Source organism: Cyclobacterium xiamenense (genome assembly GCF_009467825.1).
Lineage (GTDB): Bacteria > Bacteroidota > Bacteroidia > Cytophagales > Cyclobacteriaceae > Cyclobacterium > Cyclobacterium xiamenense.
In genome coordinates this window covers 69434-86576 of sequence record NZ_WIOK01000021.1, presented here as the reverse complement: position 1 = coordinate 86576, position 17143 = coordinate 69434, and the positions used below count along the sequence as shown (strand labels likewise).

The 17143-nt window shown below is 50.8% G+C and carries 10 protein-coding genes; 5 read left to right on the top strand and 5 right to left on the bottom strand.

Annotated elements, in window-relative coordinates; all coding sequences use genetic code 11:
* Positions 1-18 precede the first annotated feature (18 nt).
* From GCU44_RS15910 to GCU44_RS15895, 4 genes are all read left to right on the top strand, one after another.
* Positions 19-1014: a sugar kinase gene (locus GCU44_RS15910; protein ID WP_154857569.1), complete on the top strand. Its 996-nt coding sequence runs from the start codon at positions 19-21 to the stop codon at positions 1012-1014.
* A gap of 69 nt (positions 1015-1083) precedes the next feature.
* The gene (locus GCU44_RS15905) at positions 1084-2079 is read left to right on the top strand and encodes a TRAP transporter substrate-binding protein (protein ID WP_154857567.1); all 996 of its coding nucleotides are present in this window, start codon (positions 1084-1086) and stop codon (positions 2077-2079) included.
* Positions 2080-2083: 4 nt separating this feature from the next.
* The gene (locus GCU44_RS15900; RefSeq protein WP_154857565.1) at positions 2084-2569 is read left to right on the top strand and encodes a TRAP transporter small permease; all 486 of its coding nucleotides are present in this window, start codon (positions 2084-2086) and stop codon (positions 2567-2569) included.
* A gap of 6 nt (positions 2570-2575) precedes the next feature.
* Positions 2576-3874 carry a TRAP transporter large permease gene (locus GCU44_RS15895; RefSeq protein ID WP_092169965.1) on the top strand — a complete coding sequence of 433 codons (1299 nt, stop codon included), beginning with the start codon at positions 2576-2578 and terminating at the stop codon, positions 3872-3874.
* A 299-nt stretch (positions 3875-4173) separates the two neighbouring features.
* On the opposite strand, the gene GCU44_RS15890 is transcribed toward GCU44_RS15895, so the two are convergent.
* From GCU44_RS15890 to GCU44_RS15880, 3 genes are read right to left on the bottom strand one after another with little or no spacing between them, the layout of a single operon-like run.
* Positions 4174-5286, bottom strand: a complete 1113-nt coding sequence (locus tag GCU44_RS15890; RefSeq protein WP_154857563.1) for an NHL repeat-containing protein — start codon at positions 5284-5286, stop codon at positions 4174-4176.
* 3 nt (positions 5287-5289) lie between these two features.
* The gene (locus GCU44_RS15885) at positions 5290-6771 is read right to left on the bottom strand and encodes a DUF1501 domain-containing protein (protein ID WP_092169961.1); all 1482 of its coding nucleotides are present in this window, start codon (positions 6769-6771) and stop codon (positions 5290-5292) included.
* Positions 6772-6775: 4 nt separating this feature from the next.
* Complete coding sequence (locus tag GCU44_RS15880; RefSeq protein ID WP_154857561.1) at positions 6776-10045, bottom strand: DUF1553 domain-containing protein; 3270 nt, start codon at positions 10043-10045, stop codon at positions 6776-6778.
* A gap of 406 nt (positions 10046-10451) precedes the next feature.
* Between GCU44_RS15880 and GCU44_RS15875 the strand changes: the two genes are divergently transcribed.
* Positions 10452-11774, top strand: a complete 1323-nt coding sequence (locus tag GCU44_RS15875) for a hypothetical protein (RefSeq protein ID WP_154857559.1) — start codon at positions 10452-10454, stop codon at positions 11772-11774.
* A gap of 241 nt (positions 11775-12015) precedes the next feature.
* Here GCU44_RS15875 and GCU44_RS15870 read toward each other — a convergent pair whose 3' ends face one another.
* Complete coding sequence (locus GCU44_RS15870) at positions 12016-13869, bottom strand: RagB/SusD family nutrient uptake outer membrane protein (protein WP_154857557.1); 1854 nt, start codon at positions 13867-13869, stop codon at positions 12016-12018.
* Between the two features lie 26 nt (positions 13870-13895).
* Positions 13896-17060 carry a SusC/RagA family TonB-linked outer membrane protein gene (locus tag GCU44_RS15865; RefSeq protein ID WP_154857555.1) on the bottom strand — a complete coding sequence of 1055 codons (3165 nt, stop codon included), beginning with the start codon at positions 17058-17060 and terminating at the stop codon, positions 13896-13898.
* Positions 17061-17143: the final 83 nt, after the last annotated feature.

Below are 17143 nucleotides of genomic sequence, written 5' to 3'. Positions count from 1 at the left end.
CGGAAATAGGAATTTTGCATGCACAAACGAATACTCACGTTAGGCGAGGTAATGATGCGCCTGTCCACCCCAGGGCACGAACGGTTTATACAAGCCGGAAACTACGATGCGGATTTCGGGGGATCGGAGGCAAACGTGGGGGTATCGCTGGCTTATTGGCAACAGGAAGTAGCCCTACTGACCGCCTTGCCAGCCAATGACCTGGGAAGGGCAGCCTTGAGGTACCTGAAAACCGGTGGCATCGACACTTCTTTTATCGCCACTACCGAAGGAAGAATGGGGCTGTATTTTTTGGAAAACGGAGCCATGCAGCGGCCCTCAAAAATCATTTACGATCGATTCGATTCCGCATTTGCCGCCTACGAGGGTAGGGAACTGGATTGGTCAGCGGTGTTCCATCAGGTGGATTGGTTTCACTGGTCGGGCATCACCCCGGCAATTTCTGCCCCGGCAGCCTCACTCTGCCTTCGGGTATTGAAGGAGGCAAAAAAACACGGGGTCCGGGTCAGCGGGGATATCAATTACCGGCGCAACTTGTGGCGCTACGGAAAGAATCCTCTGGATATTCTTCCCGAATTGATATCCTACAGCCAGGTAATCATCGCCGGCTTAACGGACTTTGCCAATTGCATGGACATCCACGAAACCGATTATGTGACGGCCTGCGAAAAGGCGAACTATCAGTGTCCTTCCATTCAGTTGGTAGCCACCACCGAGCGGGATTCCGTGTCGGCTTCCCATAACCGACTCGGTGGTATCTTGTGGAACGGCGAAGACGTGCTCCGCTCCCACATATACGATATGCCGGCAATCGTGGATCGCATTGGCGGAGGAGATGCGTTCATGGCAGGCTTGATCTATGGATTGTTGCACAAATCCGATCGGGAGGCCCTGGAATTCGCGGTAGCTGCTTCGGTGCTCAAGCATTCCGTCCCGGGAGATGCCAATTATGTATCGGTGGAAGAAGTAAATCAGTTGGTTTCCGGAGAAAATATTGGCAGATTGCTGCGTTAAAATCGGAGCTTTTTAATTCAATCATGAAAAAATCACTTATTACTTAACCAAAATAATACCTACGAGCGTATGTGGAAAGCGAAATGGAATAAACCCTTACATTACCTGGGGCTGCTGTTTGTGGCGGCCTTCTTGATCAGCTGTTCGAAACCCGGCGGAGTACGTGTGCTGAAATTGGGACACGGGCTGGATACCAGCCATCCGGTCCACGAGGCCATGTTGTACCTGGCGGAGAAAACCAAAGAAAAATCGGAAGGTAAAATGATCGTACAAGTGTATCCCAATCAGCAATTGGGTACAGAGCGGGAATTGGTGGAATTGCTGCAGATTGGAAGCTTGTCCATGACCAAGGTGTCCACGGCTGCCATGGAAGGATTTGCACCAGAAATCAAAATACTGGGCCAACCCTACCTGTTTCGTGACGATGCCCATCAGGCACGGGTTCTGGAAGGACCGATCGGCGAACAGCTGCTGGCGGCAGGCGAGAAGTACTGGCTGAAGGGGCTTTGTTTTTACGATGCCGGCAAACGGAGTTTTTATACCAAAAATACGCCGGTGGAGAAACCCGGAGACATTCAAGGTCTGAAAATACGGGTGATGGAAAGTCCTACCGCGGTCAATATGGTGCAGAGTTTTGGGGGGTCGCCTACACCGGTATCCTTTGGTGAACTCTATACCGCCTTACAGCAAGGAATTGTGGACGGGGCCGAGAACAATCCGCCCAGTTTGGTTACTTCCAGGCATTATGAGGTGTGCAAGTATTATTCCCTAAACGAGCATACGGCCATCCCGGACATGATGATTGTGAGTACCAAGGTATGGGACATACTTTCCGATGAAGAGCGCATTTGGCTGCAGGAAGCTGCCGATGAGTCTGCGGTGTACCAATACAAACTCTGGGAGGAATCCGTGGCGGAATCCATGCGCATCCTGGACGAGGCAGGGGTGCAGGTAAGCTATCCTGACAAGGAACCGTTTCGGAAAGAAGCAGAAAAAGTATACGAATTGATGAAAACGGCGGATCCGGAAATGTATGCGCTCGTTCAGGAAATCAGAAACTATTAAGGCAATGCAGGCATTCAAACTTAAATTGGACAAAGTCATCGGCATCATGCTGATGCTCATCATGGCCATCATGGTACTAAACGTAAGCTGGCAGGTTTTCTCCCGCTACGTGGTTCAATCGCCCAGTTCGTTTACCGACGAACTCTCCCGCTACCTACTGGTTTGGTTGGGTATGTTGGGAGCGGCCTATGTAGCCGGGCAGGACAAGCACCTGGCCATTGACATTCTTCCCGCCAAGCTCCGGGGAGAAGCAAAACGCAAATTATTGATAGTCATCAGTATTGTCATTGTGTTGTTTGTTATACCGGTGATGATTATGGGTGGGATCAACCTGGTGTACATAACGTATACCCTGGAGCAAAAATCTGCCACCCTTCAACTTCCCCTCGCTTACGTGTACCTGATGATCCCCTTTAGTGGCTTGCTGGTACTTTTTTATCAATTTGTCAACCTAAAATTATTGCTGACCAAACAAGACTCCCAAAATTAACTCGATATGGAAGAATACCTAAGCATACTTATACTGGTAAGCAGTTTTATCGTACTCATGGGCATCGGGGTTCCGGTGGCATGGGCACTGGGCTTTTCCAGTTTTTTGACACTAACGGTAACTATCGCCACCGTACCATCCGCTACCACCATTGCCCAACGCATGGGGGTGGGGCTGGATAGTTTTGCCCTTTTAGCCATACCGTTTTTTATACTGGCCGGTGAAATCATGAACAAGGGCGGTATCGCTAACCGGCTAATAAACCTGGCCAAAGCCATGACCGGGCGATTACCTGGCGGCTTGCTATACGTTAACGTAATTGCTGCCATGCTGTTTGGCGCCATTGCTGGATCAGCTGCTGCCGCAGCCTCGGCGATCGGAGGGATTCTGGGACCCCGCATGGAGAAAGAAGGATACCCAAGAGAACTGGGTGCGGCGGTAAACATTACCTCCTCTACCACGGGACTGATTATTCCCCCGTCAAACGTACTTATCGTGTATTCTCTGGCAAGTGGTGGGGTATCCATCGCAGCGCTCTTCGTGGCTGGATACATTCCCGGTCTGCTCGTCGGCATGTTTCTGATGATAACCGCAGCAATATTTATAAAGAAGCACAACCTAAAAGGCGGGGAAGTGACCAGTTTGAAAGAACTGACTGGGAAGTTTCTTGCCGCATTCCCCAGCTTGATGCTGCTAGTCGTGGTTATCGGAGGGATCGTTATCGGCGTGTTTACCGCCACCGAGGCTTCTGCCATCGCGGTCATTTATACACTGGTCCTGTCTTTTATCTATGGAGAAATCAAAATCAAAGACTTACCAGGAGTACTGCTGAAATCCTCCGAAACTACGGCCATCGTCATGCTGTTGATCGCGACCTCCATGAGCATGTCCTGGGCCATGTCCAGCGAAAACATTCCCCAATCCATCAGTGCAGCTTTGCTTGCGCTGAGTGACAACAAATTTGTTATCCTCATCATGATCAACCTGATCTTGTTGTTTGTGGGAACCTTTATGGACATGACGCCGGCGGTGTTGATCTTCACGCCGATATTCCTTCCTGCGGTTGTGACTCTGGGGATAGATCCGGTGCATTTTGGCATCATGATGGTTTTGAATTTGTGTATCGGTGTCTGTACGCCACCGGTGGGGTCGGTGCTCTTTATCGGAGTGGGCGTGGCCAAAACCTCCATTGCAAAAGTATTTTTGCCCTTGCTCCCCTTTTTCTTTGCCATGATTTTGGGGCTGCTAGTCATTACCTTATTTCCAGAGCTATCGCTCTGGCTGCCCCGTTTGTTTGGCTTATAACCTGACAAAACCCTACAAAACAACCGCTGGAAGAATTGATTTCAGCGGTTGTTTTTTGCCGTCAGGTATCGAACCGTTTAAAGATGCAAAAAAGAGATATCGGGTCCAACCGGAAGGGCTGGGAGCAAAAAGAAATACGGTATGATGCCATTATTGGCCCGGAGTTCGATGAGAGCTGACCACAATGGTACCAACGCTCCTGCTGGTGTCCGGCGAAAAGGCCAGCCGAAACCTGTAGTACCCGCGTGTCGGAATAGACGCATGGTTGCTCTGGCAGAATGACGCTTCGCTAGCCCGGTTTATATTCGTTCCAGTTTCATGGGATAGGTCCTTCCGCCGTTCCATTGACAGACGTAGATATTTTCGTCTTGGTCCACACAGACATCATGGCCATGTCGAAGGAAGGGTACTTCCTGAATCTGATGGCTTAGCTCGCCATTTTTGTACCGAGGTGCCTGTCCGCCAGGATTGGACACTACCCGATCGTTCTCATCCAGGATGGTGATGTATCCCGTACCCGCTTTTGCTTTGCCATCTATTTGCGACCAACATACACCCGCGTACAGGTTTTTTCCGTGAATGACTGCCCGATTTACCATAGCTCCGGGAATGGTGACCGTTTTTTTGTAGCGTCCTTCGAGCGTATAAAATTTAAACGAGCACTCCTCCCGGGAAGTGACAATCAATTGTAATTCGTCCGAATTTCTGGTATCCAGCGTAACGCCATGTGCGGTTTTCAGTTGGTAGTTGGGATCGGAATTATTCCTACCGCCGAAATGCCGGATGTATCGGCCATACTGATCGTACTGGATGATGTAGCAGGAGCCGTATCCATCAGCAACGTAAATATCACCATTCGGTGCGATTGCGGTCTCTGAGGGCTTAAAGGGCATGCCCGGCTCATACACTCCAATCGTTTGGGGATGTCCCAAATTGAAAACCAACTCTCCTTTCATGGTGATCTTGGAAACAAAGCCATTGCCGCTGAAATACTTCCAATCATTGGGGTGCTTGTGGTCGTGAAACCAACCGCTGTCCGTAACGTAAAGGAACTCTTCTCCACCCTCGTCATTCAGGGTGAGTCCGTGTCCACCAGGAAACCGGTTACAAAACGCATCCAGCAGATTTCCCGACTGATCGTAAAAAATGAGGTTGTTCCGGGGTTCGTCGGTAAGTAGGATGATCCGCCCTTTGGAATCGATTACCATCTCGTGACAGTTATCGATCGGAATCTTTTGGGGATCAAGTTGACCCCAATGTGTATCTACCCGATACCTAAAATCTCCGTGACCCACGATTTCTCCCTTGCGATTGGAATTTAGAAGGTAACCGACAGGATTTCCGACCGCATGCATTGCAGGAAAAGCCGCTCCGATGCTGGCGACTTTGGCTATGAAATTTCTTCGTCTCATGGCTTAGGCTAAAATATCTTTCACCACATGGCCGTGCACGTCGGTAAGGCGATACCTTCGTCCCTGGTGCTTGAAGGTGAGCCTTTCGTGATCCACCCCTAGGAGGTGTAAAAGGGTCGCTTGAAAATCATGCACATGCACCGGGTTTTCGACGATGTTATAGCCAAACGGATCGGTTTTTCCGTAGACCAGACCGGGCTTGATCCCGCCCCCAGCCATCCAGGCGCTGAAGGTCCTGGGGTGGTGGTCCCTTCCGTAGTTGGATTTCGTTATTTTCCCCTGGGAAAAACTGGTTCTGCCAAATTCCCCTCCCCAAATGACAAGCGTATCTTCCAGTAGTCCCCGCTGTTTGAGGTCTTTTACCAGGGCCGCCGAGGCCCGGTCCGATGACATGGCCATTTTGGTAATATCGAGGGGAAGATTTCCATGTTGATCCCAACCCATGTGGTACAATTGAATGAAGTTCACGTCTCGCTCGGCCAGTCTCCGTGCCATCAGGCAATTAAACGCGTAGGTTCCGGGAATTCGGGCCTCCTCTCCGTAGAGATCGAAAATATAGTCAGGTTCATCCGAAAGATCGGCGATTTCGGGAACGCTGCTTTGCATGCGGTACGCCATTTCGTACTGGCTGATCTTGGAGTCGATTTCAGGATCGCCCCATACCTTTTTTTGTTCCGCTTCCAGTTCCGTCAGGTAATCCAATTCCGAGCGACGGCGGTCCCTGTTGATGCCTTTGGGATTACTGAGGTAAAGGACCGGGTCATGACCCGAACGAAAGCGAACGCCTTGATGATGGGAAGGCAAAAAGCCACTGTTCCAGGCTTGCATGTTTAAGTTTTGGGCCCCATTTTTTCCGCGGGATAGCATAACGATGAACGAGGGAAGGTTGTCATTCGAACTTCCCAGGCCGTAACTCATCCAGGAGCCGATGCTTGGCCTGCCGACCTGCTGGGAACCGGTTTGCATAAAAATTACCGCAGGTTCGTGGTTAATGGCGTCCGTATGCATGGAGTTAATCATGCAAATATCTTCTGCAATACCGGCTGTGTAGGGCATTAGTTTACTAAAGTACCCGCCGGTAGTTGGGTGTTGCGTGAAAGCAAATTGAGAGCCAACCAGCGGGAAGCTGGATTGTGCTGCCAGCATTCCGGAGACTCGTTGTCCGCCACGTACAGAGTCTGGAATTTCTTCTCCCTGGCGTTTGTTCAATTCGGGTTTGTAATCGAACAGTTCGAACTGGCTGGGCCCGCCACTTTGAAAAAGATAGATAACCCGTTTTGCCTTGGGTGCATAATGGGGTCCTCCCAAAATACCACCGTTTTTGACCAGTTGACGATCCATTTCCTTTGAATCAGTGGCCTTTAAGGCGTCCGGAAACAGGAGACCACCCAAGGCCAATCCGCCCAGGCCTCTGGAGGTTTTTTTCAAAAACTCCCTGCGGGTTTTCAAGTATTCATTCGCCTGAATTTCTTTCAAATAGTTCATGTCCTTAATTTTTGTAGTAGGCCTCGGTTGAATTCAGGATGGTGTTTGCTACCCGAGCCAGTGCGGCGGTATGGGTGAAGGGAATATCCGGAGAGGGCGCCTGGTAACCTATACTCAAAAACTCCCTGGCCGCCAAGGGTTCCCTGGTAAAGTACGCTTCTTCTTCGCTGAATTGCCTTTCCAGAATAGCATGCTCCCGGCTCGTTGGTTTTCTGCCGGCCAAGGCCAGGAAAAGCGTTTCGATGGATTTGGAGATGTCCAAATCTGAATCAAGTAGCACATTTTCGGCAAGAACCCGGCAGGCTTCGAGTACCTGGGGGCTATTCAGCAATACCAAAGCCTGTAAGGGCGTATTGCTTCGCTGTCGCTGAACCTGGCATTCGGATCGGTTCGAGGCGTCAAAAACGAGCATTCCCGGAGCGGGAGCATTGCGCTTCCAAAAGGTATAGAGGCTCCGTCGGTATAGGCCGTTTTTATAGTCGATCTGATAATCCGGGAAAAAAGCATGGGTGATCGTTTCCCTCCATAATCCTTCCGGTTGATAGGGAAACGCTGACTCCCCTCCAACGGTTGGCTGTAATAGCCCGCTCACGGCAAGGACATTGTCACGAACCATCTCGGCCGAACGCCGGTACCTGGGACTTCTCGCTAGCAGCAGGTTGTCGGGATCGATTTCCCGAAGGTCTTCCCGAATGACAGAGGATTGTTTATAGGTAGACGAAGTTACCATCTTTTTGATCAAACGCTTCACATCCCAGCCGCTTTCCTGAAAGTCAACGGCCAGCCAATCCAGCAGTTCCGGATGGCTGGGCAATGCACCCTGGTTGCCAAAATCTTCGTTGGTCCGTACCAGTCCGCGGCCAAACATCAAATACCACATTTGGTTTACCGCTACACGGGTCGTGAGCGGATTGTCTTCGTGGGTCAGCCATTCGCCCAGCCCGTATCGGTTTTTGGGGAGATGCTCAGGCCAGGGCAGAATAGCCGAGGGAACGCCCTTTTCTACCTGCTCTCCCGGGGAATCGTAGGCCCCTCGCTCCAAGAGATAGGTCGGCCTTTCGATTTCGTAATCACCCATCACCATGATCTCCTGGACGGTATCGATGGCCATCACTTCTTTCAATTGGAGTTCCCGCAGTGCCTTCCGCTGCCGTTCCAAGTCCTGATCCACATGGAGGGCATAAAACTCCAATGCTTCCTTGGATTGGGAATCGACCGCTTTGCGGAACCGTTCATTCCCCATTTCTTCCTTAAAAAGGAATGTGGCCACCAGATCACCGGCTTCCTTGTCGAGTACCCGTACTTCATCAATCATCCCTCCGTCAAAATCCGCATCGTAGTGACTGGCCCCCATTACAAAACCTTCGTATCCCAGGTACACGAAGCCTTTTGGTTCTTTGTAGGGTACGGCAGACCGGTAGATATGGTCTCGTTGGATCGCGAGATCCGCCTTTTGCCCATTTTGCCAAACGGTCATGCCCCTGGCCGAACTGGACCCGTCATAGGTCCAAACGAAATGCTGCCATTCATTCAAGGGTAGTTTTTCTTTCAGCCGAACGTCCAGGGATTGGAACGGATGGGCATGGTTTAATCGAAAGGAAAGCCGCGTGCTGTCCATCCAAACATCCCATCCTCTGTAACCCTGGATTCGGCCGTTTCCGTTGTAAAGGACTCGGGCTTCATCGAATTCCTTAGGTGTTTTGATCCAAAAACTCACCGTAAACGGTTCCATACGCTCAAAGCTGACCCGACTGCCGTCAGCAATCACTTTGCCCTCATTGTATTCGATTGCTTTTCCTATTTTTCCTTCTACCTGATTGTGCCCGAAAATTCGGGCAGGTTTGGAACCCTTGGCGTGGTCTTTTACGGTTTCATCGGCCACGCTATCGAATCGTAAGTCTACCATGGTGGCCTCCTTCACCACATTTTTTAGGGTGGTATGGCTCGGCCTGGATGCGGCCCAAGCTAGTGCCTCCGCTTTTTTTGCCCGCAATTGCGATTCGATTTCTGAAGCTTTGGCATCGATTTCCTCCAGCAAATAGGCTCGAATTTCAGCGACCTCCTCGGATGGAAGCGGCATGACCGGTCCCGCGTTCATCGAATACTTGTTTGGGATTCGGTTACCATTTTCAATAGAATTCCCGGAAAAGATCGCATCTCCTCGCTCAATGGTACTATTGAAGAATGCATACAATTGGAAGTAATCTTTTTGGGAAATGGGATCGTATTTGTGGTCATGGCAGCGGGCGCAGGATACCGTTAGGCCCATAAATGCCGTGCCGACCGTATTCACCCGGTCTGCGACGTACTCGACCCGAAACTCCTCCGGGATGACGCCTCCTTCCGAATTCTGTTTATGCAATCGGTTAAAAGCCGTCGCCAACCGTTGCTTCTCCGTTGCGTTAGGCATTTGGTCACCGCCGACCTGGGCAACCACAAACTCATCGTAGGGCATGTTCTCATTGAAGGCATCGATAACCCAGTCCCGGTAGGGCCACATTTCATGGTGGAAATCATCCAGGTAACCTTCCGTATCGGCAAATCGCGCAACATCCAGCCAGTGTGCGGTCATACGCTCTCCGTAGGCCGGCGAGGCCAGCAGGTCATCGACCAACTTTTCATAATAATTGCTGCTGCTATCCGCCATGATTGTTTCCAACTGGCCTACGGTAGGGGGCAGCCCGGTCAGGTCAAAAAACACCCTGCGCACCAGCGTTTCCTTTCGTGCTTCCGGGGAAGGCGTGATCGCAAATTTATCCAGCTTCGCTGCTATAAAATGGTCGATCTCATTGGCTGCCCAGTGCTCATTTTTGGTTTCCGGCAGTGCCGTTTTTTCGGGCTTGATAAACGACCAATGTTTTTTGTATTCAGCTCCTTGATCTACCCATTTGATCAGTAGTGCTTTTTCCTCCGCGGAAAGCTGTAGGTTCGATTCCGCTGGTGGCATCATCGTCTCGGGATCCTCGGATAAAATTCGACGAATCAGTTCGCTAGTGCGTAGATTCCCAGGAACAATGGCCTTTTTGCCACTTTCCAGCGAAGCGAACGCCCCTTCGGCAGCGTGCAGAAATAAACCGGCTTCCCGATTGTTCTTATCCGGTCCGTGACAGGCAAAACACCGATCAGAGAGTATGGGCTTGATATGTAGGTTGTAGTCGACGATTTCGGGTAGGGTAGGCGCTGCTTCTGCCACGTCCTGAGGTGTGTCGATGCCGCAACCTGCAAAAAGGTTCGCCAGACAAACAACGGCAATTACCGATCTGAAATGTATCATTTCCACATATTAACTTGAGTATGGATATACGGATGCGAAGATTCGTGCGCGTTTTTACCGTAGGCCATTCTAAGATACAAAAAAAATTTGTAAGTGCATACCTACGTACATCTAGGGACATCGGTAGGGTTTTTTCGCGCCCGGTTTATCGACGATTACCTCTTTCAATCGGGTCCTTTAGCCATTCTTTCAACTACAATGCAGGCGCTGGCCAATAGTCCTCTTCCTTGGTTCGGTAATTTGAGGGGAAATGCGCTGCAAAAAAACAAATGTTGCAGATTGTCAGGGCGAAGTAGGCATTTCCCAGACCCCGGAGGCAATTCCCTTGCTGTTCTTTGTAAGGACGAATCCCTGTTCAGACATATTTTCCAAAAAAAACCTATATTGGAAAGAAAACCAAAAAACCATGAGCAGTCCCATTCTACGTGCATTTTATCCGTACCGAATACGTATAGGCCTGTTTGCTAGCGGGGTTTTCCTTTTTCTTCTCCATGCTTGCGAACCGAGGAAAGAGCCGGTAGCTCCGGCTTTTTCGTTGGAGCTGACACAACTCACCTCCGGTTTGAAACATCATTTTTTTGGCTATATCGGGCAATGCCTGACTTCGCCCTGGAATGCCTCGGAACGCTACATTCTCGGTATGGAAATCGATTCCATTCACCGCATGCCCCATGCAGACGAGGCAGCTACAATTTTTGTTCTGGACAGGCAGGCGAATGACCAATTGATTTACCTGGAAAAAACCCATGCCTGGAACCCCCAGCAAGGGACCATGTTTTATTGGAATCCAAAACAACCGGAACGTCAGTTTTATTTCAACGACAAAGATACCGCAACTGGAAAGGTCTTCACGGTACTTTACGACCTGGAGGAAAGGAAACGGATACGGGAATTTCGGTACGAAGATACGCCCATAGGAAATGGTGGCGTGGCACCCGACGGCTCGTTTTGGCTGGGCCTCAATTACGGCAGAATGTCCCGCCTGCGGCGAGTAACCGGTTATTCCGGTGCATCGGACTGGTCAAAGGAGGACCCCGCACCGAAAAATGACGGAATCTTTATCGTAAATACGAAAACTGGCGAAAAACGGCTGTTGGTTTCGTTTTTTCAACTGGAACAAAAAATCAAGGAATCTCAGCCCGACTTGCAGCACACCGGTTTGTTTATCAACCATACCCTTTGGAATCGGGATTCGAACAAAATATATTTTTTTGCACGGGCTGGCTGGAGCGGTAATCGGGGGGAGGGGACACGTGTCAACGTACCGTTTACGATCAACGTCGATGGCAGCGGGCTCACCCGCCACTCCATTTTTGTTGGGGGGCATCCAGAATGGGGGGCTGGAAACATCCTGATAGGCAGTGACCCCGACGATACCGGAACCGAAAGACAGGTTTTATACGATGTCGGTAAAATGGAAATAGTGGGGTACCTGGGGGATTCCGAATTGTTTCCCGAGCCGGAGGGAGATATCTCCCTATCCGCCGACGGAAACTGGTTCGCAAATGGATATTCGACGGATACCTTGAACAGGTATTCGGTTCTTCGGCTCAGTGACGGAGCCTGGGCCAGGTCCGGGGGGATCAGCAAGGGGGGCTATAGCGGGGATATTCGCATCGATCCCGCACCTCGGTGGAACCGCAGCAGTGACGCACTATTGCTACCCGGCATGGCCGCAAATGGTACCCGCCAGTTATTTTTACTGGAAGTGATTACTGGCGAAAAGTAGGAGGCAGCGGGCAATGATTTGGCGACGAGTAGCTGCTTTTGATCGCTAAAATATAATAAAATCGATTCGCCTGGGTCATTTACTCTCGCCTCAGCTGCTGGCTGCGATTTCGTCGGTACCGGCACCGAAACCTTTCTCCGGGGATCGAAGCAAGAAGAACTTATCAGTAGCGGCTCGTAATCCCACAAAAAAAGCCCGGAAATTGCTTCCGGGCTTTTTAATTGATGCAGGGGCTTAACGCTTAGCCTTCGCTGTTGGGATGGTTTCCATCCACCGTCGTTAATGGCGGCACGTTGTTTTCGAAGCCAGCATATCCTTTGTTTTGGTTGATTATACCTTGGGTATTGGTATTGATGGCATCGGCTGGAATTGGCCACAAAACGTGGTAGGGGCTATACGTGTAGGTATCTCCATGCCGGGTAAAGACTCCTTTATTATAGAAGTCGGTGAATTCCATGATGCGATCGTACAGAAAATTGTCATCGGAGAAACTTCCCATGGAGTAGGTTTTCCCATTGTACGCCTGTTTCCCGGTCATGGCAAACAGATACGCCATGCGGGTCAATTCCGTCTTCCTGGGTTCTTCGTAATACAGTTCCCGGGCTCGTTCGTCCAGAATCGTTCCGATATTCATTTCCTCCGGTGCATAAGGGGCGGCACCTGCTCGCGTACGAACGGCGTTTAAATCTGCTGCAGCACTGGCCAGATCCCCTTTCCAGACATGGGCTTCTGCCCGAAGCAGGTAGGTCTCGGCCAATCGGAAAATATACCAGTCACTGTGTCCCCCGCTGGGTCGAATATTTTGAGGGTCGGGTATAAATACCTTGTAATGAGGCCAGGAAAACCAACTTCGGATGGTATCCACCACCAATACGGTGCCTTGATCGTTGCGAAACTGCAAGGGCTGACCATAATACTCGTCGTTACCTTTAATTCCCGGGTTGTTGTAGACCAGATCGGTCATGTCCATCCAGTTTCCTGGCGCATGGCGCAGGTCGTTTTCGTCATCCCAAATCATGCTTTGGTGGTACCAGGTTCCGCGAAGGCGTCCAATACCCCGGCCATATTTCGACACGTGGTCGATCTCAATGCCCGGTTGATCGATGGTACCCCGGTTTCCATTGGGGGTGTTGATATTGGTGATCCAAAAGGGAACAGCCTGACGCATGGATGACATGCCTCCGGAATTTCCATCGGTGTCCAGTCGGTCCATCACCATCAGGATGGCTTCGGTATTGGCGTTGAGGGACTTGTTTTCCGGACGGTGCAGGTCCCAGATCACATTACGTTCCGGGTCATTACCGGTAGAACCAAACCGATCCGTCATTAGCGCATGCGTACCTCCGTCTATCAGGCGGGATGCCGATGCAATCGCATCGTCAAATTCCCCCAGTGCCAGGTTGACTTTGGTCAGCAGGTGCTGTATGGCTCCTTTTGGTACCTGACCCCGATCCATCACGGAAGGAACCCATGGCTCGGCCCATTCCAGGTCCTCCTTCATTTTACGAAGGATTACCTCCCGGTCCGTGGAATAGAAGTCCAGGCGGGGCTCAAGCATTTCTTCCAGTATCAGGGGAACATCCCCGAATTGGTTGGTCAATCTGTAGTAACGCAGGGCACGGTGAAAATAAGCCGTACCCAAAATGTGGTTGCGTTCCTCCTCCGATTCGTAATCCGTGGGATCATCGATCCGGGAAATCACGGTATTGGCGTATTTGATGCCATTAAATCCTTCCATCCAGTACCAGCCGATTCGGTTAAAGTTGGCGCTGTTCAGGTTGGCATCCGGTGTGATCAACAGGTTCATGTCCTGAGCGGGACCGGATTTATCGGTGGTACCTTCTACGGCGACTTCCGTGAAGATATGCTCGGTCAGGATGGGCGGTCCATCCCCGGTGTATTCGTGCCGCATGTTTCGTTCGCAGGCCACCAGTGCGCTCCAAAGTCCACTGGCAGAATTGAACGTATTTTCAGGCGCATAAAACGAAAGCGGTTTGGGTTCCAGCCAGGCTTCGTCACAGCCCGTGGTGCTGAGCATCAGACCCGTCGCCATCAGGCCCAGGTATACCGATGATTTTTTTAGTATATTTTTCATGAGTAGTTCGTTTTTCTTGTGATCCATTAAAGCGTCAAATCAAGTCCCAGGGTAAAGATTCGTGGGGTTGGTCCTCCGGATTCGGGATCCCAGAAGTTCATTTCCGGTGCGTAGAAGCCTACGTTTCGCACGTTCAGATACAGTCGCAAATTCTGAATTTTTGCGCGTTCCAAAATGGTCTGGGGAACAGTGTAGGCCATGGCGATATTTTCCATCCGAACAAACGAGCGGCTTTGGTACACGTTAAATCCTCCGGCTCCACCTTCACTGGAGTACAGTCGGGCCCATTCATTGCTCGGGTTTTCTTCCGTCCAATAGGGGAGAATGTAGGAGTTGGATCGATCCAGGAATCCCTGACGATTTTTACGCTGATTGAAGGTGCCCAAATGGCCCAGGTAGGCGTACATCATGAAAGACACATCAAAGTTTCGCCAAATTTTGAATTCGTTTCGCAAACTCCAACGGGACCGAGGCTCGCGGAAACCCAGGAATTGACGATCGGCATTGGTATACAGCCCATCGTTGTTCACGTCTTCGATTTTAAAATCGCCTGGTTTTACCCCGTAATTGGCAGCTTCATCCGCCTCGGGCGTTTGCCAAATTCCATCGGTTCGGTAATCCCAGATTTCGTCGATGGCATGATCAATGAACCAACGGTTTCCGATATCATCCAGCTCTTCGCCGTTTTCGTCCAGGTCCCCGTAAAGGCTGACAATGCGGTTGCGGTTCATCTGGAAATTAAGATTCGCGCGCCAGGAAAGGTTGCTGCGGTTAACCAATTGGCTGTTAAGGCTCACTTCAACCCCTCGGTTTCGAACTTCACCCAAATTGGCGAATACAAAATCAAACCCGAGAATGTCGGGCAGACTTCGCTCTACCAGGAGGTCCGTGGTCGACATGTCGTATACCTCAATGGTACCGTCCAGGATGCTGTTAAACAGGGAGAAATCCAAACCCAGGTTGGTAGAGGTGGTCTTCTCCCAGCGCAGGTTGGAGTTTTGCATGGTATTTACATACAACTGACTAACGAAATACAATTCCCCACTGGGCCGCTGGTAGAAATATTTTCCAGTTTGCAGGTCGGATAACGCTGCGTAGCGCCCAATGTCCCGGTTTCCGTTCACACCCCAGGAGGCACGCAATTTACCGTAATCCAACCAGGGAATGTTGACGAAGTCTTCGTCCGTAAATAGCCAGGCAAATGCAGCGGAGGTAAAGGTTGCACGCGGGTTGCTTTGTCCAAAGGCGGAATAACCGTCTCGTCGGACCGATAGGGTAGTGATGTACTTATCGGATAGGGAGTAAATAACCCGACCCATCAGCGCGTCGGCCGTGTGGTATTGGTCGTTGCTGGACATGATGGGATTGATACCCGCGCCAATGTTGTGGTAGCCCAGTCTGTCATGGGGTTCAAATCCCACGTTCTGCATGGTATTGTCCCAGCTTTGAAATTTCTCTGCGTTTGCTAGCAGGGTCACGTCAAAGTTGTGGATATTGTTGAAATTTTTATTCCAGCTTAGGATGTTGTCTACCTGCCAGTAGTATACTTTCCGTTGCTGTCGGCTGGCCCTTCCTCCCATATTTTCGAAGTCCTGGTGGCCGGCACTTTCGTGGTTGTACCGTTCGTAAAACTCGTACCGAGGCGTAAAATTGGTTCGGAACTTGATGCCGAAGGGCAGCTCAATGGAAGCAAACAAGGTGGAGTTAATGGTGGTCTCCTTTTGCAGGCGATCGGTAAAACTCGGCGTGTAATACGGATGCCGGCCTCCGCTGACTTCCTCATTAGGCCGGAATCGCAAGCTTACGCCGTCTTCCAGAAAGGGCTCGCCCCAGGGAGACAGATTCACCATGTTTCCCCAGGAAACAGGAATCTGGCTCTCATCCCTGTCGGCAAACTGGGTATTCATCCCCACGGTCAGCCATTCGTTGACATTGCCTTCGATGTTAAAGCGGCTTCGGACGGTGGTGAATTTGTCTCCCACGACCAGCCCTTCGTTGTCCAGGTAGCCCATGGACCAGTAATACTGAAAGTCTTCGCTTCTACCCGAAAGGCTGACGGTATGATCCTGCCGCAGGCCATTCTGGAACATCATGTTGTACCAGTTGACGCTCTCGCCCGCTTTGTAGTTGGCAATTTCCAGCGGTTGCATGTTCAGGCGCTGCAGCCATACGGTTTCGGGATCTCCATCCGATCCGTCGTAGTTTAGCCAGGTTTCCAGGGGAATGTCCGGAGGAAGCGTGTTGGGGTTGGAAAAGCGATAGGGCTCGAATCCACCGGCGTTGATGCTTTCCATCACGTCTTCTCTCCAGGATAGAAACCCTTGAGGTCCATAGACAGGTTCGTTTTTGGCCATGGTGGCCACGCCCCAGTTGGTATTGATTTTTACCTGAGGTTTGCCGAGCGCTCCTTTTTTTGTATTGACCAGCACCACACCATTTGCTGCTTTTGCGCCGAAAACGGCCGCAGAACTCGCATCCTTCAAGACATCGATGCTTTCGATATCGTTGGGGTTGATGTCAGACAATTGGCCGTAATAAATGGCTCCGTCCAATACGATCAATGGGCTGGATCCGGCATTCAGGGAGGTTCTACCTCGTACTTCCAGACTACCGCCTCCTTTTGCGGAGGTATTCAGTCCCACATTCAGTCCGGCGATGTTGCCCCGAAGCACGTCTTGTACCGAATTTGGGTTTTCATTTTCCAATCGGGTAGCCGTAACGGAGGAAACCGCACCTGTCAGGTCCCGCTTTCTTGCTGTACCGTAACCAATAACGACTACCTCTTCCAAAGAAGCGGTGTCCATAAGTAAGGTGACGTTGATTTCGGACTGATTGCCGACCGTGATGGTCTGGGAAACAAAACCAACATAAGAATAGGTTAGTTCCGAGCCCTCGGGCACACTCAGCGAGTAAGCGCCGTCAATATCCGTGACCGTACCGGTACCGGTACCGGCGATGAAAACGGTTACACCGGGAATGCCTTCCCCGGACTCATCGGTCACCGTTCCGGATACCGTGACGTCGTCTTCGGCGGTAACTAGCAGATTTGGCTGGATCGTCGGGCTTAGCAAGGCCGGGTTTGCTACCGTGGGCCTGGCAAAACCTGTCGAAACCAACCATAGACCGACCAAAAGTGCGAGACCAATACGCCTTACACCTTGATAATGAAATGGTTGTAAGATTTTTTCCATTTTTTTGGGTTTTAATTAAATGATGGACTCCGGCACTTTGCCGAAATGTGTCTGGTGCAGCAGTCTACCCGATGCACTAAAAC